19 protein-coding genes are annotated in these 26794 nt (G+C 43.6%); 8 read left to right on the top strand and 11 right to left on the bottom strand.

Annotation, left to right across the window (positions count from 1 at the left end; genetic code table 11):
• Window positions 1-169 precede the first annotated feature (169 nt).
• The 4 genes from CXF86_RS21885 to sdhC are packed head-to-tail and all read right to left on the bottom strand — an operon-like array spanning window position 170 to window position 3392.
• The gene (locus CXF86_RS21885) at window positions 170-877 is read right to left on the bottom strand and encodes a succinate dehydrogenase iron-sulfur subunit (RefSeq protein ID WP_101091141.1); all 708 of its coding nucleotides are present in this window, start codon (window positions 875-877) and stop codon (window positions 170-172) included.
• A gap of 11 nt (window positions 878-888) precedes the next feature.
• Window positions 889-2655 (bottom strand): succinate dehydrogenase flavoprotein subunit, encoded by a 1767-nt coding sequence (sdhA, locus tag CXF86_RS21880; protein WP_101091142.1) that lies wholly within the window; start codon window positions 2653-2655, stop codon window positions 889-891.
• The gene (gene sdhD, locus CXF86_RS21875; protein ID WP_101091143.1) at window positions 2656-3003 is read right to left on the bottom strand and encodes a succinate dehydrogenase, hydrophobic membrane anchor protein; all 348 of its coding nucleotides are present in this window, start codon (window positions 3001-3003) and stop codon (window positions 2656-2658) included. It abuts the gene before it with no gap.
• On the bottom strand, window positions 2997-3392 hold the full coding sequence (gene sdhC / locus CXF86_RS21870) for a succinate dehydrogenase cytochrome b556 subunit (RefSeq protein ID WP_101091144.1): 396 nt from the start codon (window positions 3390-3392) through the stop codon (window positions 2997-2999). The genes sdhD and sdhC overlap by 7 nt, the downstream gene beginning before the upstream one ends.
• Window positions 3393-3802: 410 nt before the next feature.
• Between sdhC and CXF86_RS21865 the strand changes: the two genes are divergently transcribed.
• Window positions 3803-5092 carry a citrate synthase gene (locus CXF86_RS21865; protein WP_101091145.1) on the top strand — a complete coding sequence of 430 codons (1290 nt, stop codon included), beginning with the start codon at window positions 3803-3805 and terminating at the stop codon, window positions 5090-5092.
• A 325-nt stretch (window positions 5093-5417) separates the two neighbouring features.
• Here the strand turns inward: CXF86_RS21865 and CXF86_RS21855 are convergent, their stop codons facing one another.
• Complete coding sequence (locus CXF86_RS21855; protein ID WP_102040019.1) at window positions 5418-6269, bottom strand: RluA family pseudouridine synthase; 852 nt, start codon at window positions 6267-6269, stop codon at window positions 5418-5420.
• 159 nt (window positions 6270-6428) lie between these two features.
• A complete protein-coding gene (locus tag CXF86_RS21850; RefSeq protein ID WP_101091147.1) occupies window positions 6429-6683 on the bottom strand; it encodes a hypothetical protein in 255 nt (84 codons plus the stop codon).
• 580 nt (window positions 6684-7263) lie between these two features.
• On the opposite strand from CXF86_RS21850, the gene CXF86_RS21845 reads away from it, so the two are divergent.
• The 4 genes from CXF86_RS21845 to CXF86_RS21830 all read left to right on the top strand — a co-directional run bounded on the left by CXF86_RS21845 (window position 7264) and on the right by CXF86_RS21830 (window position 17273).
• The gene (locus tag CXF86_RS21845) at window positions 7264-8325 is read left to right on the top strand and encodes an efflux RND transporter periplasmic adaptor subunit (RefSeq protein ID WP_101091148.1); all 1062 of its coding nucleotides are present in this window, start codon (window positions 7264-7266) and stop codon (window positions 8323-8325) included.
• Window positions 8326-8341: 16 nt separating this feature from the next.
• Entirely contained in the window at window positions 8342-11635 is a 3294-nt protein-coding gene (locus CXF86_RS21840; RefSeq protein WP_101091149.1) for an efflux RND transporter permease subunit, read from the top strand.
• Window positions 11632-14706, top strand: coding sequence for an efflux RND transporter permease subunit (locus tag CXF86_RS21835; protein WP_101091151.1), 3075 nt, complete (start codon window positions 11632-11634; stop codon window positions 14704-14706). Before CXF86_RS21840 ends, CXF86_RS21835 begins: the two co-directional genes overlap by 4 nt.
• Window positions 14707-15224: 518 nt before the next feature.
• Complete coding sequence (locus tag CXF86_RS21830; RefSeq protein ID WP_102040018.1) at window positions 15225-17273, top strand: bifunctional 2',3'-cyclic-nucleotide 2'-phosphodiesterase/3'-nucleotidase; 2049 nt, start codon at window positions 15225-15227, stop codon at window positions 17271-17273.
• A gap of 97 nt (window positions 17274-17370) precedes the next feature.
• Here the strand turns inward: CXF86_RS21830 and CXF86_RS21825 are convergent, their stop codons facing one another.
• From CXF86_RS21825 to CXF86_RS21815, 3 genes are all read right to left on the bottom strand, one after another.
• Window positions 17371-17556, bottom strand: coding sequence for a hypothetical protein (locus tag CXF86_RS21825; RefSeq protein ID WP_101091154.1), 186 nt, complete (start codon window positions 17554-17556; stop codon window positions 17371-17373).
• Between the two features lie 215 nt (window positions 17557-17771).
• Window positions 17772-18077, bottom strand: coding sequence for a Fis family transcriptional regulator (locus CXF86_RS21820; RefSeq protein WP_102040017.1), 306 nt, complete (start codon window positions 18075-18077; stop codon window positions 17772-17774).
• A 27-nt stretch (window positions 18078-18104) separates the two neighbouring features.
• Window positions 18105-18470, bottom strand: coding sequence for a hypothetical protein (locus CXF86_RS21815; RefSeq protein WP_101091157.1), 366 nt, complete (start codon window positions 18468-18470; stop codon window positions 18105-18107).
• Between the two features lie 281 nt (window positions 18471-18751).
• Here CXF86_RS21815 and CXF86_RS21810 point away from each other — a divergent pair, with 281 nt between their 5' ends.
• Window positions 18752-19360: a DUF938 domain-containing protein gene (locus CXF86_RS21810; protein ID WP_101091158.1), complete on the top strand. Its 609-nt coding sequence runs from the start codon at window positions 18752-18754 to the stop codon at window positions 19358-19360.
• Here CXF86_RS21810 and yjjG read toward each other — a convergent pair.
• A complete protein-coding gene (gene yjjG, locus CXF86_RS21805; protein ID WP_102040016.1) occupies window positions 19357-20037 on the bottom strand; it encodes a pyrimidine 5'-nucleotidase in 681 nt (226 codons plus the stop codon). The genes CXF86_RS21810 and yjjG overlap by 4 nt on opposite strands.
• Before the next feature lie 158 nt (window positions 20038-20195).
• On the bottom strand, window positions 20196-21986 hold the full coding sequence (locus CXF86_RS21800; RefSeq protein WP_102040015.1) for an acyl-CoA dehydrogenase C-terminal domain-containing protein: 1791 nt from the start codon (window positions 21984-21986) through the stop codon (window positions 20196-20198).
• Window positions 21987-22192: 206 nt separating this feature from the next.
• Here CXF86_RS21800 and CXF86_RS21795 point away from each other — a divergent pair, with 206 nt between their 5' ends.
• A complete protein-coding gene (locus CXF86_RS21795) occupies window positions 22193-23038 on the top strand; it encodes a D-hexose-6-phosphate mutarotase (RefSeq protein ID WP_102040014.1) in 846 nt (281 codons plus the stop codon).
• 475 nt (window positions 23039-23513) lie between these two features.
• Complete coding sequence (locus CXF86_RS21790) at window positions 23514-26738, top strand: intermembrane phospholipid transport YdbH family protein (protein ID WP_102040013.1); 3225 nt, start codon at window positions 23514-23516, stop codon at window positions 26736-26738.
• The last annotated feature ends 56 nt before the right edge of the window (window positions 26739-26794 follow it).

Raw genomic sequence — 26794 nt, 5'->3', positions numbered from 1 at the left:
TAGCCAAAGTCATAAATACAGAATCTTGTTCTAAGCAAGGATTCTGCAATCTCTGTAGCCCCTAGAGTTCCAGATTTACTATTTTTGTCTTCCATGACAAAAAGAGTCACTCTCCTAAATGAAAGTGACTCTCATAGAGCTATATCAATATCGGCTCTTTAATTTGCATCTAAACAGCTCTCTTCAGAAGCATAGACTTAATGTGTCCAATTGCTTTTGTCGGGTTAAGCCCTTTAGGACAAACATCAACACAGTTCATAATACCGTGACAGCGGAATACACTGTACGCATCATCAAGCTCTGATAAACGCTCTTCAGTCGCAGTATCGCGGCTGTCGATCAAGAAGCGATAGGCATGAAGCAAACCACTCGGACCGATGAACTTATCAGGGTTCCACCAGAACGAAGGACAAGCTGTAGAACAACATGCACACATGATGCACTCATAGAGCCCATCTAAATGTGCACGCTCTTCTGGTGATTGCAGATGTTCACGCGCAGGCGTTTTCTCATCGTTAATCAAGTAAGGCTTTATCTTTTCGTACTGGGTGTAGAACTGTGTTAAGTCTACAATTAAGTCACGCACTACAGGCATACCAGGTAGTGGGCGGATCTCAATCTTCTTATTTTTGAAGGTAGAAACAGGCGTGATACACGCTAGACCGTTTTTACCGTTCATGTTAACACCATCACTACCACACACACCTTCACGGCATGAGCGTCTAAATGACAATGTTGAATCTAACTCTTTTAGCTTTATCAGTGCATCCAGTACCATCATATCAGTACCTTCGTCCACTTCTAAGCTGTAATCCTTCATGTAAGGCTTAGTGTCTACATCAGGATTGTAGCGATAAACTGCAAATTCCAATTTCATCGGGGCTTCTCCTAGTAGGTGCGCTTAACAGGCGGGAACGCATCACGAAGCTTAGGCTCCATGTTCACATCACGCTTAGTCATAAGCTCGGTAATCGGGTCATAAACACTGTGGCATAACCAGTTTTCATCATCACGTTCTAGATAATCTTCACGAGAATGTGCGCCGCGACTTTCAGTACGGAAGTTAGCTGCCGTAGCTGTCGCAATCGCTGTCGCCATCAAGTTATCAAGCTCTAAGCACTCGATTCGCTGAGTATTAAACTCAGATGAATTATCAGAGAGCTTAGCGTTTGCTAGACGTGTTCGAATAGTCTTCAGTTCTTCAAGGCCTTCAGCCATTGCGTCACCACTTCTGAATACTGAGAAGTTAAGCTGCATACAAAGTTGAAGATCTTTACGGATAGCCTCAGGCTCTTCACCATCTTTGTTACTTTCCCAACGATTTAAGCGTGCTAGAGAAGCGTCAATATCGGCTTCAGTGGCATCTTTAGGGTTAGGTGTAGCATCAAGCGCTTTACCTAAGTGCTGACCTGCTGCACGGCCAAAGACCACCAAATCAAGCAGCGAGTTACCACCTAAACGGTTAGCGCCGTGTACTGATACACACGCAATCTCACCAACGGCAAATAGACCCACTATATCTTCTTCGCTGCCATCAGCATTTTGGCGTAACACTTGACCGCTCACTTTGGCAGGTAATCCACCCATCATATAGTGACAAGTCGGTAATACTGGAATTGGACCATCAGCTGGATCGATGTGCGCGAATGTGCGAGACAATTCACATACACCAGGAAGACGCGCTTCAAGCGTTTCTTTACCCAAATGATCAAGCTTAAGTAAACAGTGCGGTCCTAATGGACCGTCAAGACCACGACCTTCACGAATTTCAGTCATCATCGAACGTGCTACCACGTCACGAGAAGCCAAATCTTTCGCGTTAGGGGCATAACGTTCCATGAAACGTTCGCCGTCTTTGTTTAGCAGGTATCCACCTTCACCACGACAACCCTCTGTTACAAGAACACCTGCGCCAGCGATACCCGTTGGGTGGAACTGCCACATTTCCATGTCTTGCATTTGAACGCCGGCACGGATCGCCATACCAACGCCGTCACCGGTGTTGATGTGTGCATTAGTAGTCGATGCGTAAATACGCCCTGCGCCACCTGTCGCTAAAATTGTTGCCTTAGCTTTGAAATAAACGATTTCGCCAGTTTCAATTTCGATTGCTGTACAACCGACAATGACACCGTCGTCGTTTTTAACTAAATCTAGCGCGTACCACTCTGAGAATACTTGAGTCTTATGCTTAACGTTTTGCTGGTATAAACAATGAAGTAGAGCGTGACCTGTACGGTCAGCTGCTGCAGCAGTACGCGCCGCCTGTTCGCCACCAAAGTTCTTTGATTGGCCACCGAACGGACGTTGGTAAATAGTACCGTCTTCAAAACGAGAGAATGGTAGACCCATCTGCTCTAATTCGATAACGGCTTCAGGACCGGTTTTACACATAAACTCAATCGCTTCTTGGTCACCGATAAAATCAGAACCTTTCACGGTATCGTACATGTGCTGTTCCCAGTGATCTTCGTGCGCATTACCCAGTGCGACTGTAATGCCACCCTGTGCAGATACGGTGTGAGAACGAGTAGGAAAAACTTTAGATAACAGCGCGCAGCTCTTACCTTCTTTTGAAATCTGCAATGCCGCGCGCATACCCGCGCCACCAGCGCCGATAACAACCACGTCAAATTCGCGAACTGGAATACTCAATTAAACACCCCACACAATCAAAATGCCTGCGGCCATATAAGAAAAGGCTGCTACGACAAAAACAAACTGAAGCACACCACGTAATGACACACACTTAACGTAATCGGTAAGTACCTGCCAAACACCAATCCATGCATGGACTAGAATCGCAACCAGTGCGAGAAGTGTGAAGACTTTCATCGGCAGAGCACTGAATAAACCGTGCCATGCATCGTAAGTCAATGGAGAGCTACATGCGATAAAACCAACCATAAAGATGGTGTAACAGGCTAGAATTACTGCACTTGCACGTATAAGAATAAAGTCATGGACACCACTGCGACCAAGACTTGCTGCATTAGTTACCATACCCAAATCCCCGCGATGATAGAAAACACTACTGATAACGCCATAGCGACTTTAGCTGAAGTTAATCCTGAAGAAAGTTCTTCCCAGTAGCCGGCATCCATCACTAAGTGGCGTAAACCCACTATCAAGTGATAACCCAACGCGGTAAGAATTCCCCAAACGATAAACTTGACGATAAAGTTATCAAAAAGAGATTGGACGCCAGCAAAACTTTCAGCGGATGCTAATGATTCATTAAGCAACCAAATAAGAATACCGACAGCAAACAACATAATAACGCCCGATACACGGTGTAGGATGGACGCGATCGCCGTTGCTGGGAACTGTATAGTCTGCAGATCTAAATGGACAGGTCTTTGCTTTTTCACGTTCTGCTCACTCTGCTCAATTGAGCTAATTTTTGTTATACGAACCGCTTTTACTCAGATCCCCATCCGTGAACTAGGTCACAGTTTAAGCCCTTTGCAAAAGAAAACTTGAAACAAACATTTAACAGTTTAGCGACCACTAATTAAGGTTGTATAAATGTGGTAACTATTCGTCAATGTATGCAGCTCATCTGAGCCGCAGCAAGTATACGTGGGTGAAATGTCAAATACAAACATCACATTATGCAAATTTTGTTTTTTTGGTAAAAAAATCTGCCAAGCCCCTGTTGCAACAGGTGGTTATTGCTAATTAAGACCATGGTCTAACAAATTTAAACGCTTATTTAAATTGAAATGTGATCTAGATTCACTGTAAAGTATTGGGGTTTGATAAGCCGCACTCAATAAGAATGAAGTAAGGAGAATGGGGTATGGCTGATAATATAGCCAAGTTGGAACTACCAGGGAACGAATCAATCGATTTGCCGATCAAGAAAGGAACGGCAGGATTTGATGTAATAGACATCAGTAAGCTAGGTAGCACAGGTCACTTTACCTTCGATCCAGGATTTCTCGCTACAGCTTCCTGCGAATCAGCTATTACTTACATCGACGGCGACCAAGGGATCCTGCTTCATCGCGGATACCCAATTGGCGAGTTGGCAATAGATTCTGATTATCTAGATTTATGCTATTTGCTGCTTTACGGAGAGCTTCCGAATAAAGCACAGTACGATACATTCGTACACACGGTTAAAAACCACACCATGGTTAACGAGCAACTTGCGAGCTTCTTTAGAGGTTTCAGACGTGATGCTCACCCAATGGCAATGTTGTGTGGCGTTACTGGCGCCCTTTCTGCATTCTACCAAGATTCTTTGGATGTGAATGACGAGCGCCATCGCGAAATTGCTGCTTACCGCTTGGTGTCAAAAATGCCAACAATCGCAGCGATGTGCTACAAGTACTCTATTGGTCAGCCTTTTGTCTATCCACGTAACGATTTAAGCTACGCTGGTAACTTCCTAAGCATGATGTTTGCAGTGCCATGTGAAGAGTACAAGGTTAATCCAATCGTTGAACGTGCTATGGATCGTATCTTCATACTACATGCGGATCATGAGCAAAATGCATCGACTTCAACCGTTCGTTTAGCCGGTTCATCTGGGGCTAACCCATTTGCGTGTATTGCTGCGGGTATTGCGTCTCTTTGGGGACCTGCTCACGGTGGTGCAAACGAAGCTTGTTTAAACATGCTTGAAGAGATCGGTAGTGTTGACCGTATCCCAGAGTTTATTGCACGTGCTAAGGACAAAGAAGATCCTTTCCGTCTAATGGGCTTTGGTCACCGTGTTTACAAGAACTTCGACCCTCGTGCAAAAGTTATGCGCGAAACATGTCATGAAGTGCTTGCCGAACTCAACGTCAATGATCCATTGTTAGATGTTGCAATGGAACTTGAACGTATTGCTTTAGAAGACGAGTATTTCGTGTCTAAGAAGCTGTACCCGAACGTTGATTTCTACTCAGGGATCATCATGAAGGCTATTGGTATTCCAACAAGCATGTTCACCGTACTATTCGCATTAGCGCGCACAGTCGGTTGGATTGCACATTGGAAAGAGATGCTAGATCAGCCTGGTCACAAGATCAGTCGTCCTCGCCAGCTATACACTGGTGATGCTGAGCGTAGCTTTGTTGCTAAAGACAAACGCGATTAATGACTCAATCGAGTAATTAATAGCTAAAAGGCACTCATTGAGTGCCTTTTTTATTGGCTAACAAAGCACGTTCACCCCGTTATGATTCGCCCTAGCGCGTACAGCTGGTTGGATTGCACATTGGAAAGAGATGCTAGATCAGCCTGGTCACAAGATCAGTCGTCCTCGCCAGCTTTATACCGGTGATGCTGAACGTAGTTTTGTTGCTAAAGACAAACGCGGTTAGTAAGCAAGCTCATTGCTAAACTAAAAAAGGCACTCATTGAGTGCCTTTTTTATTACCTGCGTCAAACATTATTGGCTAGCATGGTGAGGCAATTTGCTATTATCGGAGCAAATTAAGAAAGTCATCCGGTGCCGGTGTCTCAAAAGTAAGTCGCTTGCCAGTCTTTGGTCGCGTAATACTCAGGCGCAACGCATGCAAACCCATGCGCGGGCCTTCAGTTCCATAACGGGGATCGCCAATCAGCGGATGCCCTAGCCAAGCCATATGGGCACGAATTTGATGTTGTCGACCCGTCTCCAGTTGAACTTCAAGCAATGACCGCTCCCCCACTGTTCGCTGGGTGTTAAAATGCGTGATGGCTTTTTTAGCTTCTGGATGTGGACCAACTATCATTTGATACTTCTCAGGATCTATTCTCAAGGGCTGGTCAATGGTGCCTTGACTCGGATTAGGGCAACCCTCAACCACCGCAAGGTAGGTTTTTTCAGCCTCAGCCCAACCATCCATAACGGCTTCGCGCATCTCGCGAGAAGTTGCAAACATCAAAACACCCGATGTATCACGGTCAAGCCTATGTACAGGCCAAAGATTAACAGTACGCTTAGGACGCGTGAGCTGCTTGCGAAGAATGGCAAGCGCATGGTCTTTGTTTTCATTGGCTGTTGCCACTGACAACAAGCCAGCAGGTTTGTTGATGACGATAAGATCGTTATCCGAATACAAGATTTCAAGCCGGGAGACTTTAAGTTGCACGTTCTTCCCCGTTGCCCGAACTTCCACGTCATCGCCGACGTTGATCTCATGATCATGGCGCATGATAGGCTGACCGTTGACGATGATGCATCCTGTTGTCAGCCGTTGTTTTATTTTGCTGCGACTCCAGCCTTTTAGCTCTGTGGTGAGGAAAGAGAGTAAAGGCGATGCCTGTTTCACTCGTAATCTTTCAGACATAGTAAGTTGTTCTCCAGCTTGGTGTTTCCAGTAATTCAATAGACATAATGATCATAACAACGCCCACGTAACAGGCAAATAATGCTTGGCTAAAATTGGCGGGAAAATTAGCGTTTGACGTACATTAGATGCGTTTGTTAAGTGTCGCAGCACTGATTTTCAGTAATAAAAGTAAATGAATTCAGCGATTGAGTTTGAAACATTGATACCGATAACGGTCTCATTATGTTCAATGAACTGCCACATTATAAAATCAATAATGTGAGATTCTAACAGCAAGAGATCAATACCACTAGATAACAGCTCTTTATAAAAATGGCCTTCAATGCTTTCCATCAGTAAAATTTCAGTTATGGAGTCAATGACAATGGCTTGGGTGTAAAAATGTTCACCCTCATGAGCATAGGTAAACAATAACGTTTGAACCCTTCTTCACTTAGTTCTGGACAGAATTTTGTTAACGCATTTTGGACAAAAGGCGTTACAGGGCTGCCCTAACCCACTTATGGAAAGGAATGAACTACACTTTCCACCTCTATGAGTTCAAGTCTTGAATCAAATTCTGGGCTACTTACAAAATCCAATAATCGATAACCACCACAATTGAATTTTATGAAACCAAGAGCGGGTACAAGCGCTTTCTCCCTTGACTCTGCTCTATTACAACAGAATGGGCGAAGCGCCACGACCTTGACTTATTAAGAGAAAGCCACAGATTGATAGATTCACAAGTCCAATCGTCAACGAACAAACTTTAGCGCAAAAGTAATTGACCTCAATACCCTAGAGGTCATCGCACTCTCTCTACTAAAGTGAGCTTCCGCTTACATTGTTAAAAACCGCAACAATTGAACCTTTTCGCTACATCACCCATCAAAATAACCAACAAACATTCACGTGCACAACCTAAGCTATTGTATCTAAACTCAATTAAACTTTGGCACACATAATGCTTAGTAAAGCCTAATGAAATAACTTAAATGGGTTTAAAGACATGGAAGCATTCAAAAACAAAAAAATCATTCTCCCAATACTACTTGCTGCACTGCTTAGTGCTTGTGGCGCAGAAGAAGAGGTTAAAGAAGAAGAGAAATATGCCGTCCCTGTAGAGACAACCACAGTGATCCAAGGGGATGTGTCGTCATTTTATAGCACTACCGCGACCCTAGAAGCACCAGAAGAAGCTAAAGTTGTTACCCGCGTTGCCGGACTTATCCAGTCAATCAATGTTGAAGAAGGTGATCGCGTCGCTAAAGGCCAGCTGTTGGCGATTATCGATTCAAAAAGACAGAAATTTGATTTAGACCGCTCACAAGCTGAAGTCGAGATTATTCAACAAGAGCTGAATCGCCTCAAAAAAATCAACAACAAGCAATTTTTTAGTGCCGACTCTATGGCTAAACTCGAATATAACCTACAAGCTGCCATGGCTAAACGTGATTTGGCCGCATTGTACGTACAAGAAAGCATGATCCGCTCACCCATTGAAGGCGTGGTCGCGACGCGATTTGTTAAATCAGGCAATATGGCTAAAGAGTTCGACGAACTGTTTTATATCGTTAACCAAGATGAGCTGTACGGCATTGTCCACCTCCCAGAGCAGCAGCTGCAACACCTCCGCTTAGGACAAGATGCACAGATTTTTGCCAATAAACATACTCAAGATACCACTCACGCGACAGTGTTGCGGATAAGCCCTATTGTTGATGCTCAAAGCGGTACATTCAAAGTTACGCTTTCAGTGCCAAACCAAAAGGCAACCTTAAAAGCTGGTATGTTTACCCGCGTAGAGCTTAGATACGACACTCATAATGACGTAATAACCGTTCCGTATAACGCGCTTGTAAATCAAGACAATGAATTTGCCCTTTATGTGATTGACGGAACAAGTGCTAATCGCCGTACAGTAACACTCGGTTATCGCGAAGCAGATACAGTAGAAGTCGTTGCTGGTATCGAACCTGGTGAGCAAATCGTTATTCGTGGTCATCAAAATCTAAAAGACCAATCGCTCGTTGAAGTGATTAGCTCTTTAGATATTGCATCAGCTAAGTAGACCGGGAGTAAGCGCTATGTCAATAATAAAAACCTCGGTAAACCGACCGGTTACCGTGTGGATGTTTATGTTTGCCGTCATTCTTTTCGGCATGGTTGGATTTTCACGCTTAGCAGTGAAACTACTGCCTGACTTAAGCTATCCAACCATTACCATACGCACGCAATATGTGGGTGCTGCGCCCGTTGAAGTAGAACAACTGGTATCAAAACCTATTGAAGAAGCCGCAGGTATTGTGAAAGGCTTACGAAAAATCAACTCTATTTCTCGTTCTGGTATGTCAGATGTAGTACTTGAGTTTGAATGGGGTACTGACATGGATATGGCCAGCCTCGATGTACGAGAAAAACTCGATACTATTGAATTGCCATTAGATGTTAAAAAGCCGTTATTACTGCGGTTTAATCCCAATTTAGATCCCATTGTCCGTCTCGCATTATCGGTTCCAAGTACCAGTTCTGATGTGGCTAAATCTGCGAGCGAAAGTGATTTAAAGCAGATGCGTACCTATGCTGAAGAGGAGTTGAAACGTCAACTTGAGTCATTATCTGGCGTCGCTGCGGTGCGTCTTTCAGGAGGACTACAGCAGGAAGTTCATATACTGCTTAATCAACAAAAGCTCACTCAGCTTAACCTCAGCGCCGACCTTATTCGTGCTCGTATCGCTGAAGAAAATATTAACCTCTCCGCTGGTAAGGTGATTCAAGGCGACAAAGAGTATTTAGTCAGAACCTTAAACCAATTCAACTCATTGGATGAGCTCGGACAAATTGTTATCTATCGTGATGAACAAACGTTAGTGAGATTGTTTGAAGTTGCCGATATTGTTGACTCATATAAAGAGCGTAACGATATCACCCGTATTGGCGATAGAGAGTCTATTGAGTTAGCCATTTACAAAGAGGGTGATGCCAATACTGTGGCTGTCGCACGTAAGGTCACTAGCGAACTCGAAAAACTCAACAAAAACAGCCCCAAGGCTGAATTAAAAGTCATTTACGATCAATCAGAATTTATTGAAAGTGCCGTCAATGAAGTCACATCGGCTGCGCTCATCGGTAGTCTATTGTCTATGTTGGTTATCTATCTATTTTTAAGAGATATTATTCCAACCCTTATTATTTCAATCTCAATCCCCTTCTCGGTTATTGCTACCTTTAACATGATGTATTTTGCGGGTATCAGCCTCAATATTATGTCTCTTGGCGGAATCGCATTGGCCGTGGGCTTGCTTGTCGATAACGCTATTGTGGTGCTGGAAAATATAGACCGCTGTAAATCACTGGGCATGAGTAAACTCGAAGCCGCTGTCACTGGGACTAAAGAGGTTTCAGGTGCTATCTTTGCTTCAACATTAACCACGCTCGCCGTATTTGTTCCTTTGGTCTTTGTTGATGGTGTGGCTGGTGCGTTATTTTCAGACCAAGCACTTACCGTGGCATTTGCGCTACTGGCATCGCTGTTAGTGGCACTCACCACCATCCCGATGTTAGCCTCACGTGAAGGCTTTAAAGCCCTACCACCATTATTAACAAAGTCTGAAAAAATCAAACCAGACACCAAATTTGGAAAATTTAAGCACTACAGCGCAACGGTCTTTTCATTCCCTTTCATACTGCTATTCAACTACATACCCAGCGCACTATTGACGCTGACATTAATTGTAGGCCGCACTGTCTCTTGGGTGGTAGGACTCGTTATGCGCCCATTGAGTAGCGCGTTTAACTGGGTTTATAGTTTGCTCGAAGCTGGCTACCATCGCCTGTTGGCAGCGGCCTTAAGATTTAAAGTGCTCACCTTGTCTATTGCTATCGGTATTACGGCAGGCTCTGCGTTGCTGGTGCCAAGCTTAGGAATGGAGCTCATTCCACCGATGAATCAAGGCGAGTTCTACGTTGAAGTATTACTGCCACCAGGGACCGAAGTGTCTGAAACAGACAAAGTACTGCGCACGCTAGCACTTTCTATTAAGGATAGAGCTGATGTAAAGCATGCGTACAGCCAAGCGGGTAGCGGCGGTTTAATGACCTCCGATACTTCACGCGGTGGAGAAAACTGGGGACGTTTACAGGTTGTACTGGCCGATCATGATGCTTTTGACGCAGTCACGCAAAAATTACGTGCCGTCGCAATGCGGATCCCAGAGCTTGAAGCCAAGATCCAACATCCTGAGCTGTTTAGTTTCAAGACTCCACTTGAAATTGAACTGGTAGGTTACGATCTTGCCCAACTGAAAACCACGGCTGATACCTTAGTTGAAGCCTTGTCTGAATCGGACCGATTTGCCGATATCAATACCAGCTTGCGAGATGGCCAGCCAGAGTTAAGTATTCGATTTGATCATCAGCGTCTTGCAGCCTTGGGGATGGATGCCCCCTCTGTCGCAAACCGTATTGCTCAACGCATTGGCGGTACGGTTGCCAGTCAGTATACGGTGCGCGATCGTAAGATTGATATCTTGGTTCGCAGCGAACTTGATGAACGTAATCAAATTAGTGATATCGACTCAATGATCATCAATCCAAACAGTAGCCGCCCAATTTCGCTGAGTGCCGTTGCTGATGTCACTCTCAAGCTTGGCCCTTCGGCTATCAATAGAGTGAGCCAACAACGCGTGGCTATCGTGTCGGCCAACTTAGCTTATGGCGACCTTAATGATGCGGTGTTAACAGCTCGAGAAATTCTTGCCAATCAAACACTACCCACCTCGATTCAGGCGCGTTTTGGCGGTCAAAATGAAGAGATGGAACATTCATTCCAGTCGTTACAAGTTGCATTAGTGTTAGCGGTGTTCTTGGTGTACTTGGTCATGGCAAGTCAGTTTGAATCGCTATTGCACCCTTTACTCATTCTTATCGCAGTGCCAATGGCAGTAGGCGGCAGTATTTTGGGGCTTTATATCACTCAAACTCACTTGAGCGTGGTGGTGTTTATTGGCTTAATTATGCTTGCGGGTATTGTGGTCAACAACGCTATTGTTCTGGTTGACAGAATTAATCAATTACGCCGATCAGGGCAAGATAAACTGACTGCAATAACAAACGCAGCAGAGTCACGCTTACGTCCAATTATCATGACCACCATGACAACCGCTCTCGGATTATCACCCATGGCCTTGGGCTTAGGTGATGGCAGCGAAGTGCGCGCGCCAATGGCGATTACGGTAATATTTGGTCTATCGCTATCAACACTGTTGACGCTGGTTGTCATCCCCGCTCTTTATGCACTTTTTGACCGCAAGGATTATGCTCAAGAAACGACAGAGCCACAAAGTAATGATTCGATGATAACAGAAGGAGGCCAGGCATGAGTATCACACGCTTAGCCATTGCAAGGCCGGTAACAACAGCCATGTTCTTTGTCGCCATTTTACTCTTCGGCCTCGCCTCTAGCAGATTGTTACCGCTAGAGATGTTTCCCGGAATTGACATTCCTCAGGTCATCGTTGAAGTCCCATACAAGGGGTCAACGCCGTCTGAAGTCGAACGAGACATCACCAGTATCTTGGAAGAAACGCTTGCCACCATGGGGGGCATAGAAGAGCTTCGCTCTAGCTCTTCGCAAAACGGCGCTGAAATAGAGCTCAGAATGAAGTGGGGAGAAAACGTTGCCACTAAAAGCTTAGAAGCGAGAGAAAAAGTCGACTCTGTCCGTCACTTGCTGCCAAAAGATGTCGAACGTGTTTTCATCAGGCAATTCAGTACCGCCGATATGCCCGTACTCAATTTACGCATATCCAGTGACCGAGAACTGTCTGGTGCATTTGATTTGCTCGATAAACAACTAAAGAGACCACTGGAGCGCGTTGAAGGCGTGTCTCAAGTGACCTTGTATGGCGTCGAGCAAAAGCAGATAGAAATTCGCATTAACGCAGACAAACTTGCCGCGAGCAATATCTCTATCAAAGACCTCACTCGTCGCATGCAGCAAGAAAACTTTGTGATAAGCGCAGGTGTGTTAAAAACCGATTCACGTGTTTATCAAGTATCTCCTAAAGGGGAGTTTAGGAATCTCGATGAGATAAACTCGCTAGTGCTTACCCCCGGGATCACGTTAGGTGATATCGCATCGGTGAAGTTTGCCTTGCCTGAGCGTTTAGACGGTCGTCATTTAGATCAAAATTATGCTGTCGGTTTGGATGTTTTCAAAGAATCAGGAGCTAACTTAGTCGACGTATCGGCTCGCGTAATGAAAGTCATCGAAAGAGCTAAGCAAGATCAGCAATTTCAAGGAATTAAACTCTTTGTAATGGAAGATCAAGCGTATGGCGTAACATCATCGCTGAAGGATTTATTAACCGCAGGCTTGATTGGCGCCCTGCTCTCTTTTGTGGTGCTGTATCTGTTTATACGTAACCTAAAAATGACCTTGGTCATTGTGTCATCGGTACCTATCGCTATTTGTATGACGCTCGCCGCAATGTATTTACTGGGATACAGTTTAAATATCCTTTCGATGATGGGACTACTGCTCGCCGTCGGTATGTTAATTGATAACGCCGTTGTGGTCACCGAAAGTGTATTACAAGAAAAACAGCTGCAAAAGATGGCAAAAGGCGCTTCACAACAACCATCAAAAAACGACAACAGTTCGGTACTCAACGGTGTCGATAAGGTGTCACTAGCAGTGCTAGCCGGTACCTTAACCACCGCCATTGTATTTCTACCCAATATCTTCGGCGTTAAAGTCGAGTTAACGATTTTTCTTGAACACGTCGCCATCGCTATCTGCATTTCGCTAGCGGCATCACTTTTGGTCGCCAAAACCCTGTTGCCATTGATGCTCAGTAAAATGGAGTTTGACCTACCTGAAAAAGTACATGAGAGTAAATTACAACAGCGCTACCTTAAAAGTCTTAACTGGATATTGGCGAGACCACGTCTATCAGGAGTGATAGCGTTATTACTACTCGCGTCGACAGCGTTACCACTGTCAATGGTGCAGCAGGATCAATCCGATGGTGAAGGTAATAATCGACTCTATATTAACTATCAAGTTGAAGGACGTCATAGTTTAGATGTTACCGAAGCCATGATTAATAAAATGGAGGATTACCTTTACGCCAACCAAGACAAGTTCCATATCGACTCAGTGTATAGCTACTTTGCAGCAGATAGAGGCCAATCGACTTTGCTGCTAAAAGAAGATATTGAAGTGGATATGAAAGCCCTTAAAAAAACCATTCGCGAAGGGTTTCCAAAATTTTCTATCGCAAAACCACAATTTGGTTGGGGTGGAGAGAATAACGGCATTAGGGTTTCACTGACAGGTCGCTCTACCACTGAGCTAATCCACATCAGCGAACAAGTCATTCCGCTACTGAGTGCTATTGAAGGCTTAACCGATGTGCGTTCAGAACTGAGCGGTGCTCAACAAGAAGTGGTGATTAGAATTGATCGTGAAATGGCCGCGAGACTCGATCTTAAATTAAATGAAGTGGCATCGAGTATCTCAATGGCATTGCGCGGAACTCAGTTACGTTCATTCCGCCATGATCCCAACGGCGAGTTACGTATTGAGATGGCCTATGAACAACAGTGGCGTTTATCACTTGAAAAACTTAAACAGCTACCGATTATTCGTATCGATAGCCGCGTTTATACGTTAGATAGCCTAGCTATCATTGAAATTTTGCCGCGATTCGACACCATTCGCCATTATGACAGACAAACAGCATTGTCTATTGGCGCTAACTTGGATGACATGACCACCGAAGAGGCTCAAGAAAAAATTACCCAAGTCATGGAAGCCATAAACTTCCCAGCGGGTTATGGATACTCACTGCGAGGCGGTTTTCAAAAGCAAGATGAAGATGAAGCAGTAATGGCAACCAATATGATTCTAGCTATCGCGATGATTTATATTGTCATGGCAGCTCTGTTTGAATCCTTACTGTTACCCACAGCCATTATCACCTCAATCTTGTTTTCGATTACTGGCGTATTTTGGGCATTACTGTTTACGGGGACGCCGATGTCCATTATGGCCATGATCGGGATATTGATTTTGATGGGGATTGTGGTCAACAACGGCATTGTATTGGTCGATCAGATTAACCAGCTTAATCCAGAGTTAGATAAACTCTCTGAAGCCATCAGCCAAGTATGTCATACCCGCTTACGTCCTGTGCTGATGACAGTAGGTACCACGGTATTGGGCTTGGTTCCTTTAGCAATGGGAGATGCACAACTGGGTGGCGGCGGTCCATCATACTCACCGATGGCGATTGCCATTATTGGTGGTCTGACGTTTTCAACCGTGACCAGTCTGTATCTAGTGCCTCTGTGTTATCAGGCCCTTTATAGAATGCGTTATCAATCAGCAATCCGTTTGGGTCAAGCTGATCGTTTCTCACGAAAGGTGCTGCCTTGGATGAGTTAACAGCAAAAAGAGGCCTTGATATTAAAAGGCGTTAACTGTAATAAAGCTGACGATAACTTATTTTGAACAACTGTTTTTGTCGTTATCAAAACCTAAAAATCCGAGTCCAGTCTAAGGTCTCGGATTTTTTATGCCCACACTTGATACTTTGATGCAAAATCATTGATGAATTTTATTTTTTGGCTATTAACATATTATTAATTGATATCGGCAACTGCCAGTATGTTCCCATCCCTTGCGACTTAATTTTAACAGCTGCCCCCGCTACAAGATCAACACTAAAAACCAACACCAACGCAACAACAAACATCTGTATTGATTAATAAAAAACCGATAAGCAAATGTTGAGCTACGTCACAAATTGATACACTGAAATTCATCTATTGATCGCAAAAGTTACACAAATAGTCGCTATAATCGCGTCCGTTAATAGAGAGTTATGCCAAAAATAAACCTATTAACAGTTTAAGAAGTGCTTAATGCCTTCTTGGGGTCTAAACAAATATAAGAGAATGGATATGTTAAACAAAAAACTTTTAGCAGTTGTTATCGCATCTACACTGGGTCTAACCGCATGTGGTTCAGATGATGATAAAAATAATAGTGGAATTCAAGTTGATCTGCGTATTTTAGAAACATCTGATCTACACGCCAATATCATGGATTATGACTATTACAAAACTAAGTACGATCCAACTATCGGTCTTGCAAGAACAGCCAGCTTAATTAAGCAACAAGGTGCAGAGGTAAGCAACTTCGTATTAGTGGATAACGGAGACTTATTGCAAGGTAGCCCTATGGGCGATTTCGTCGCCGATAACTTTAAACGAGATCATACCATTGGTGGTACTCACCCTGCATATAAAGCGATGAATACGCTAGGTTACTCAGTGGGTAACTTAGGTAATCATGAGTTTAACTATGGACTGGATTTCTTAGAAGAGGCGCTTGCTGGTGCTAACTTCCCATACATTAACGCTAACGTATTGTGTGAAGCGGATTGCTGGGAAGGTAAATCAAAAGGTGACAACTTATTCACCCCGTATATCATCGAAGAAAAAACAGTTATCGATAGTAATGGCGATCAACAAATCGTTAAGATCGGCTATATTGGCTTTGTGCCCCCTCAAATCGTTCTTTGGGATAAACAAAACTTATCTGGCAAAGTGTCAGTGATGGGAATAGTTGAAGCCGCTGAAAAATTTGTTCCATTAATGAAAGCGGAAGGCGCAGATGTGATTGTCGCGATTCCACACTCAGGTGTCGGTACCCCGTCTAATCCTACTGATGTCAACGACGAAAATGCCACTTATGCGCTATCGCTTGTTGAAGGTATTGATGCGATAACTTTTGGCCACAGCCACTCAGTTTTCCCTTCTGCAACATTTGAAGGTCTTGAGAATGCCGATTTGGAAAAAGGTACTATCAATGGTGTTGCAGCGGTTATGCCTGGACGCTGGGGTGACAACTTAGGCATTGTCGATCTCAAACTTGAAATGCAAGACGGTGCATGGGTTGTTATCGACCGCACGGCAAAAGCCGCTCCTATCTATGATAAGAATGCAGAAAATCCAGAATTAGTGATTGCAGACAATGGCATACGTGATTCAGTTGCATTAGAGCACCAAGGTACGCTTAATTACGTAAACCAACCAATTGGTAAAGCCTCTGCTGATATGTATAGCTTTTTGACTTTAGTACAAGATGACCCAACAGTTCAAATTGTGTCTGATGCACAAATTGCTAAAGTAAAAGCTAACCTGACTGCTGAACTTAAAGACATTCCGGTCCTGTCTGCATCTGCTCCATTTAAAGCCGGTGGACGTCATAGCACAACTGCTGATGCCGAATCTTATGTTCAAGTCCCCGCTGGCGACTTAACCTATAAGAATGCCGCTGATCTTTACTTATATCCAAACACTATGGTTGCGGTTAAAGTGACCGGTGCTGAACTTAAAGATTGGTTAGAGTGTAGTGCTAACCAATTCAATCAAATTGATCCAACGGTTAGCACACCGCAGATGTTGATCAACTGGGATACCCACCGTACCTATAACTTTGATGTTATTGACGGCGTAACCTACAAAATTGATGTCACTCAACCGACGAAGTTTGATGGCGATTGCAAAGTCGTTAATGCCGATGCGAATCGCATTGTCGATTTGACATTTAATGATGGCACGACCAGCTTTACTGGCACTGACTTAGACAGCAAAGAATTTATCATTGCATCAAACAACTACCGCGCCTTTGGCGGCAAGTTCGCTGGTACTGGTGCTGAGCACGTCGTTATGGAACTACCTGATTCTAACCGTGAAGCACTAGCACAGTACATTACCAGTGAAACTGAGAATGTTGACGGGCCTGGTTACGTTGATCCAAGCGCTGACTACAACTGGGGGTTTGTGACGATCACACCAACCACTACCCTTGATGTGCGTTTTGAAACGCAAGACAGTGCAACGGCTGATCAATTCATTATTGATAATCAACAGCGTAAGCTTGAGAAACAAGCTGAAAACGATGAATTTGGCTTCGCCATTTATAAAATTGATCTAACTCAGTAGGTTGAATTGAGAAATGAGTAACCCTAGCGAACGTTAGCCGTTACCTAAAAAGGCTCCTTCGGGAGCCCTTTTTAATGCAACAGCAATACTCATGTTGTTAGCCCACAGGGAATAACCATTGATACACCCAACGAGCACTGTAAAAGCCAGCGGGTAAACCTGCAACAATGCCGATCATTAAGCCAAATAACTTTAATCTTTTACGATTTAATTGTGACAACATCTCAATATCGTTATCGCAATCAATAGGGTCCTGTTCATTAGTCACTTGATTGGTATCCATATTTGATTCGACTCCCTGTCTTTTTATTAGATGTCCTTCTCGACAAATTATGGCTGGCAATTGCAGTTAATGCCACTCATCACTTGCTACAAAATGTTAACCCTCTTTTAACTAACGCATTAACAATCGTGTTTAACAACCATCAGGCCTACTTATTATACTTGTATTCCAGCCCAGAAATCGATGTCAGCATACGGAGTCAAACCCACTATCGATTAACGGCTTCGCTCTTCAGTTTCAAAACAGCACTGCTTTGCGGCATTATTAATATGGATATTATGCTTAGCGAGCGCGCTACAGGCAAGGTTTGCCATTTTGTTTGTTTGTAACTGCAGCTTAGCTTTTCTAAGTGACTCGTTAGTGGCAAACATAAAAGTGACCTGCAAACTATGGTTCACATTTGAGAAATCAACTTTATGGCTCAACCATTCAAATCCAAACACTTCACCTTTAAAGCTCTCGCACACCTCCGTTAACGAGATGCGGATAGTGTTTTCAATTTTTTTGTCAGTCTTTTTCAAACTCACCTCTATGTTATCGCGCCAATATTAACCTTGATTAATCAAGATTAGTTTTTTGATAAAACCTTTTACAGCATCGATATTTTCGAAACTAAAGGCCAAACCATAATGGATTCCGTTAACACTCTTTTGCACCCGCTTCGGAAAACGAGTCATCTCTGAATAGTGACAAAATTGATCTTTTGCAGTGACACCATCAAGCGCTGCAAAATCACCTTTAAACACTTCATAAGCAGGCCGAATCACTAACTGAACCTGCTTACCATCTATATAGAGGTAAAAAGGCTCTTTTAGTTTAGGTAACATATACTCAGTGACTTTTTTGATAGTGAAGTTTGTACGGCATTCAAGTTCACTTAATAACGCCATCATCTCTTGCTGTTCAATCGCCAAGTTATTTCCTTACCTAGGGCTGTTGATCTTTCAGGGTTGTCGCTGTTTATTGGCTATTTTGACCTGGCAGAGGCTATGTCGTTTAGTCATTCTCCACCAATAGCCTACAACACAGTAAAAAGCGGCAAAATATTAACGCTAGATAATAACGCCTTTACTTATCGCTGCCTATGACTATCTCTTTGATAGAGATAAATTGGCGAACAAACGCTGTAGAGTTGTTTTTAGGCAAGTAACGCGGTAAACATTAACCCTTATTGAATCGACAGGAGTATTTTGTGATGCCATTACCCTACTCTCAATCATGTGAGAATAATAAAGCAGCCATCGCTGTGATCTTGGAAAGTGCCTTCAGCCAATCATCACATGTATTAGAAGTTGGCAGTGGTTCAGGGCAACACGCGGTCCATTTCGCCAAGCTTTTACCGCATTTAACCTGGCAAACAAGCGATCAAGTTGAGTATCATGCAGGTATCAACGCCTGGTTAAACGAATCACCGAGCACTAATTTACAGCAACCATTAGCACTTGATGTGTTAAAACCATGGCCGATAGATCCCGTAGCGCATCCTGTCATTGATGCCATTTTCACTGCGAATACACTGCATATAATGTCCAAGGAGATGGTTAAAGCATTTTTCAATGGTGTTGGTCAGTACTTGAGTGTGCATGGGCAGCTGTGTGTTTACGGACCCTTTAATTATCAAGGTCAATATAGCAGTGATAGCAATCGTAATTTTGATGGTTGGCTCGCTGCACAAAATCCGCAGAGTGCAATTCGAGATTTTGAGTGGATTTTACAGCTTGCAGCAGAGCAACAATTAACATTAATAGCCGACTTTTCTATGCCGGCCAATAATCAAATACTGCATTTTGAAAAACGAGCTTAATGACCTGCTAACAGGATCTGCTGTAATTCATTTAACGAGCGTACTTCATAGTGAGGCGTAATACCCTCTGGTTGATTTTCGCCATGGCGATTCAACCAACAAGTATCTATGCCAGCGTTTAATCCGCCCTGTATATCGGAATGTGGGTTATCCCCTACCATTAAGATAGATTCACGAGCAGGGTGGCCCATGCGCGCAAAAGCATGCTCAAAGATCCCAACATCGGGTTTTGCCAGCCCAACCTGCTCTGAAATGACTAAAGGAGAAAAGCGCTCACCAAAGCCTACCTTCTGTAATCTTATCGTTTGTAACTCAGTAAAACCGTTGGTGATGATCCCCATATTGACCCTACCCGTTAAGGTATCAATTAACTCTTGTGCCCCAGGTAATAAGGTACAGATATCAGCCATAGCGCTAAGAAAGTCACTGTTGAGACGCTGAGTAGAGACACTTATTTTTTGAGCCCAAGTTTCAAAACGGGTATTTTGTAACTGTTTAGCGGTGAGTCTTCCATCTTGGTAATCGACCCACAAAGGCTTATTCACCCTTTGATATTGCTGAAAATCTTCTACCGTAAACTCAACATTAAAGCGAGAGAACATCAGCTGCAAACCTTTAAATGCATCAAAATGAAATAGAGTTTCATCGGCATCAAATAGTACCCAATCATATTTCACAGGTTTATCCTTCTAAAACAACATGTCGCGAATAGCTGGCTATACTAACCTAAAATGCCTCCAGTAAAGCAGACCATCTAATTAAACGGGCATAAAAAAACCTATTACGTCGGCGTAATAGGTTTCTCATTGACCTTTTGGCTTGCTATCTTTGTTGCCTAGAAGTCAGCTTCATCGAACTCACAAATAATCTGACTTGCAGACTCAATCTGCTTCACTAAGCTGCGTGTTTGCGGAACCCAATAGGCCATATAAAACTGGGCTGTTTTCACCTTATTTTGATAAAATGCCGTATCTTCACTCGCGCTATCTAAGCCAGCTAAGGATTTTTCAGCCGTTCTAGCCCACATCCATGCTAAAGAAGTTATGCCCAATAGTTGCATATAGGCAAATGACGCCGCCCCTATCACATCGGGTTTTGCAGCCGCTTCAGTGGCAATGATTGCCGTGGCTTTTTCAAGATCTGCCGCCGCGAGCATCAAACTTGAAACCAGTGGTTTCATCGCTTCATTACCAAGATTAGCTTTGATAAACACCTTAACCTCTTCAGACCATAATGTTAATGCAGCCCCTTTATCAGACATGATTTTTCGGCCAACAAGATCAAGCGCTTGTACCCCATTGGTACCTTCGTAAATCATTGAGATACGAATATCACGCACATACTGCTCCATGCCCCACTCATGGATATAGCCATGCCCTCCAAACACTTGCTGTGCATCAACACAGGCCTTAAAGCCTTGATCGGTTACAAAACCTTTTACAATCGGTGTGAATAAAGCCGCTAATTTAGAAGATTTCTTCCTTTGTAGTGGGTCACTGTGACGCTCTGCCTCATCAAGCCAAAGCGCTTGCTGTCCCATCAGTGCGCGGGCACCTTCATTAAATGATTTTTGCGATAGCAGCATACGACGCACATCACCATGAACCAGAATAGGATCAGCAGCCAACTCCTTGTGCTTTACGCCACTTAATGCGCGACCTTGAAGACGGTCTTTGGCATAAGCTAACGCATTTTGATAAGCAATTTCAGAGACGCCAAGACCTTGAAGACCCACACCCAATCTTGCTTGGTTCATCATAGTAAACATCGCACGAAGACCTTGATGCGGTTCACCGACCAGTTCACCGATAGCACCGTCAAAGTTCATCACGCAAGTCGAGTTACCATGGATCCCCATCTTATGTTCAAGACTCGCAGCACATAAAGTATTGGGCTCGCCGAAACTGCCATCGTCATTGACCCATATTTTAGGCACCGCAAACAACGAAATCCCCTTCACACCTTCAGGCGCATCAGGTAATTTAGCCAACACTAAATGAATAATATTATCTGTTAAGTCATGATCGCCAGAGGAGATGAATATTTTCTCTCCCGTAATGGCAAACGTACCTTCTCCCGCGGGAATCGCTTTGGTGCGCAGTAATGCCAAATCGGTACCAGCATGAGACTCTGTCAGGTTCATGGTGCCAGTCCACTCACCACTGACAAGCTTGTCCAGATACTTGCGCTTTAAGCTATCACTTCCATGAACATGAATAGCAGCGTAGGCACCATGCGTAAGGCCTGGATACATGGCAAACGCCATATTAGTGGCCGTTTTCATCTCGGTTGCAAATATACCCACGACTTCAGGCAACCCTTGACCGCCATATTCAGGATCGCAAGTCAGTGTAGCCCAACCATTATCAACATATTGCTGATAAGCATCGATAAACCCTTTCGGGGTAACGACTTTACCATCGACTAATTTACAGCCTTCGACATCTCCAGAACCATTAAGTGGCAACATAATGTCGGTAGTAAAATCAGCAACACCTTGCAATACCGCTTCAATAAGTTCTGGATCAAACTCATCAAAACCCGCTAAATCCTTTTGGTTATAAATGTCGAGCAATTCATTAAGTACAAACTGATAGTCACGTAATGGTGCTTGATAAATTGGCATTGCGTCATCCCTTTAATTATTGTCTTTATGGTCAGTGCTCCGACCACCTTATCTAAATTTGAGCAAAAACTCAGCATTATTTTTGCTTTGTTTATTTATCAGAACAGCGTTACCGTAAAATCACTTTAAATAGCCCTTATCTCACTTGTAAAAACGGGTTAAGCTAAATCATCTATCCCGTTAACTCTCTGAAAGGACATGTCTCCATGGGTTTTGTCACCACTAAAAAACACGCCAACGGTCTAGAATATGTCGATATAAATACCCCTCATTGCAAGGCGCGGATCTTTCTCCAAGGCGCGCAGATTGACTACTTTGAACCTGCTGGTAAAAAGCCTCTTTTATGGGTATCAACTGCTGATGATTATCAACCAGGAATGGGTATTCGTGGTGGAGTGCCAGTGTGTTGGCCTTGGTTCGGCATGAGTTCAACGCCGGGTTTTCCACAACATGGTTTCGCGCGCACTCAAATTTGGACATTAGATTCGGTCAAAATGGATGAAGATGCCGTAGAGATAAAACTCAGCTTACCTCTGACTGACAACGATAGAGAATTTTGGCCACATAACACCAGTGTAGAGATGTCATTTAGGCTTAATGAGACACTCTCAATAAGTATTACTAATATTAATCATGCTGATTATGATGTGAGCTTAACCCAAGCTTTGCACAGCTATTTTCCTATTGAAGATATTCATCAATTAAAAGCCACTGGGTTTGAGGGTGCTAACTACATAGAGTTTGCTAAGGGCCCGTTCCCTCAAGCACAAGATCATGTCGATTTCACTCGCGAAACAGACCGTGTTTATACCGAACTGGGCAGCACACAAGCGTTACATACTGTTGATGGCGTCATCGAAGTCAGCCGTGAAAACAGTAAAAGTGCAGTATTGTGGAACCCTTGGATTGATAAATCTCAGCGTTTATCTCGATTTAATGATGATGATTACTTAACAATGGTCTGCCTGGAGGCTGCAAATGTACTTGACGATAAAGTCACTTTAGCCCCAAATGAAAGTCATACATTAACGACCCATATTCGCTGGAAATAGCATTAACGGAGTGAACCTACATAGCACTTTGGTCCTCAAGTTTATGTAGGTTCGTCAATCGATACTTAAGCCACTTCAACATACTCTCCCCCCGCGTTTTTAGGTTGTTTTGGTCTTCAAGCAGATCGACTGCGGCTTTAAATCAATAGAATGTAACAGTGCCATTAATAAGCAAATAACCTAACTCCAAAACCAATATTGCGCAGTACTTCCCATGGTATTGCCAATGAAAACAAACTCGCGAACCTAATAAAGACTGCAAATGACAATAAGCGCTAGACGTAGCCTTAGCAGTCGATAGATGCAATTGCTTAGCACTTCTGCTTTGCAGTGGCATAAATTGAAAAGTCTGAGGCGCTCTGAATGGGTCAAATACTTAATATAATTGGTATAAGATGCTAGAATCAGCCCACTAAATATAGCCGCAATTAGCGTTAATATAGATAAACGTGAGTAAGCTTAGAGAGTGTAACGAGTGCAACAGTCGGTACCAAAGACATTTAGCCAAACAGCCCGTCGCTTATTGTCGATATCATTCGGTATTGTATTAAGCGCAACCTTAATGACGGCACTCTATGTCGGCTGGAATTATCAGCGCTTAACTATCAAGCTGGCTAATCATTTTTTACAACCTTACCAAATGCAAATTGAACAACTTAGCGTTAAGCCGCTGACATTCACGCATTGGCAAGTGCCATTTGTTTCCTTGACGGTCAATAATAGCAATATTGAGATTACAGAGCTGGATATTGTCCTTGGGCAAGACGCTGCCTTTTGGGCATTAAGCGTTGCCGATTTACGCTCGCTTTCAGCCAAAAGCCTCAAGGTACAACTAGACCCAGGCGTGTTACGTCATTCAGCAACACCCAATAATGACTCAGGGCCCACAATGGCGCTCGACTTTACAGCCTTGCCCGAAATACGAATAGGACAAACACAGTTCACTATCAAAGGAGTTACAGCCGCTAAACTCAATATGGCTTTAGAACACCTGACGCTTGATCAAAATGGTCATTTTAGCAGTGAAATTAGTCATAACCAGCATTCAGTTCTTGCTCTGAAAGCACAACTATCATCTTCGGAGTGGCGCGCCACAACGCGTCTCGATTTGACTCAACTACAGGTATTTAGCGCTGATCTTCGTGCCGCTGAAACTGCTTTATTTCCATCATTTAGTGATACCAATGCTGATGCGAATACTGACACCCAACAAGACACCAGCTTACTTGCCCCCTTATATGCCCTGCAAACCGCAATTCAAGCGCAGCGAATTGAACTCAATGCAACGTTAGATTCAACCATCACATTGGCAATAAAATCGGGGCAGTTACAATCAAAGCATCGGTTAAGTCAGCTACAAATAAGACTGAATGCGTTAGCCGGGTTACAACTTACTCCAACTCTAATGGTAAACGACAGTCATCATGCTCTCTCTGCCAAAAAAATCATGTCGCGAGCACCGTTAAAACAACGGGGGCAACTGGCATTCAACATCGACGGGCACCTTGCCGATTTGCAACTGACCTTGCAGCCTTTTGAGTTACCGATAGCATTGAACAAGCAACTCTTGTCGACAAGTCATAAAAGTGCAGTTCCCCATCAGCTAGCCAGTTTATTAAACCACCTTGATGATGCTCCTCTAGAGGCCGCACTGGCTCATCTATATCAAGTCTTGTCATCAAATAGTGGTACAAGTCCGTCTAAAATAGGCCCTGTATTACGCATCAAAGTGGCATCGCCGCTGGTTTACCAGCTTAACGATAAGGCTTTATCGTTGCCTACGTTGTCAGTTGCGATTGAAAATACCAAACTAGCCGCTGTGGCTCTTTTTCAAGATATTGACTACGAATCACAATCCACATTAGCAAATACTCCCACAGCGCAGCAGGGTGACTATCAATTGGCTTTTGGGTGGCAACTACAGGCGAGCCATCAACAAAATATAACCATTAATACGCTGTGGCCAACGTTAGCAAAGTTACCTTACAAAGTTGCAATCGACAATGCTTCCCTTGCGCTACAGGGGCAATTTTCAGCGATGAAAAAACAGGGCAAGTCGGCATATAAAGTCAGCGTCCTACCTCAAGCTTCTCAGCTAACTCAAGGGATAACCCTCTCGCCGAACAACGTTAATCTTGATAATCAGCATGATCCCTTGCTCACGGCGAATATTGCTGAAACCCAGTTATTGTGGGATTCTGCTGCTGAATACCGTTTTGCAAACGGACAAACCCACATTTCCATACCGACATTGCATTACCACGTTAACAGCGCTGAACTAAGCCAAAAAAATAATGATGAACAGCAAACTCATTATCAACTGTTTATCGACACAATAGACATAGCGCTAAATGCGCCAATCTCTTTGTCGTTGGACTCGAACAACTCACACCCTTTTATCACCCAATTAATGCGGCAGAAACAGATCAACCAACTTCACTTATCGATAGAAAACCTAGTACTAGATAAATCGGCTCTAGCGTTGAAATCAAAAAAATCAGCTAAGATAAAAAAAGCACGCCCACTAACAAAACAAACGTTATTGCATTTAAAGCAAGTTGAACTAAGCCAGCAACTTGATCTGGATTCTGGCCAACTCAGTACCGATGAGACTTGGCTGATAAATGGCTTAGATCTGTCGAGTCAACACCATTATCTTCCATTAAAGAGCACTCTTAGCCAGTTCCAATTAGAGGGGGATTGGCAATTTAATAGTGATTTTGAACCTATTATTGCCTTTTTTAGCCAGAGTAATTCATTACCTGAATCAATTGACCTTAACGGAAATGCAGCGCTAAACATGCATTACCGATTAAACAGCAACAAAGACACCAGCTTCGCTCTGACCCTAGAACCCAATGTTACCGATATTGAAGGCAGCTTCGCGAATTTACCCTTCGAAGGCGGTAATATGAAGACCCATTGTCAATATGACTGGCAACAAGTTCAAGCCAAAAACAGCACTAGCAGCTTTAGTTGTGATGATATAAAACTGTCATTACTGGCTTTCAATCCAGGCGTGTTAATGACAGACATTGAGGCAAAAGCGGCCGTCTCTTTTAGCACTGATTCCAACCAGCCTACAGCAGAGTCAAACAGTAGTAGCCAACATAAGCTGGCTTTACCTGCTGAGCTACTCGGTATTAAACAGGCATCTATCAGCCTCACGGCGAAGGGGGACTTACTTAATGGTCAGTTACTTATTCCCCAATTTCAATTGAATTTAAAGCAGCCTTCATCTGCTTATTTTGTTTTACAACATATTGATCTTGAGGAACTACTCGCGGTTCAACCTCAGGTTGGTGTTTACGCTGATGGTATTTTTGATGCTGTACTGCCTGTCACGCTTGAAAACGGCCACGCTGCCATCGCTGGAGGGCAGATAGCAGCGAGAGCGCCCGGTGGACTCATCGCGGTCAGTGGCAACCCTGCTGTTGATCAAATGCGCTTGAGTCAGCCCTATCTTGAATTCGCCTTTTCAGCATTAGAACACTTAGCTTATTCAGAGTTATCCAGCAGTTTTGATATGGACTCTCTGGGCAATGCCATACTTAAAGTTAATGTCAAAGGCCAAAGCCGCGGCATTGAACGCCCTATCCACTTGAACTATTCTCAAGAAGAGAACATGTTACAGTTACTTAAAAGTTTGCAAATTGGTAATAATTTGCAAAACCAGATTGAAAATTCAATACAGCAATAAAACGATTGGCGTAAAAGGTAAATCTGTTTAATCTAGATGACATCAAGCCAAGGATT

Origin of the sequence: Shewanella sp. GutCb, from assembly GCF_002836135.1 — a bacterium.
Taxonomy (GTDB): Bacteria; Pseudomonadota; Gammaproteobacteria; order Enterobacterales; family Shewanellaceae; genus Shewanella.
This window is presented reverse-complemented; position numbering and strand designations above follow the sequence as displayed.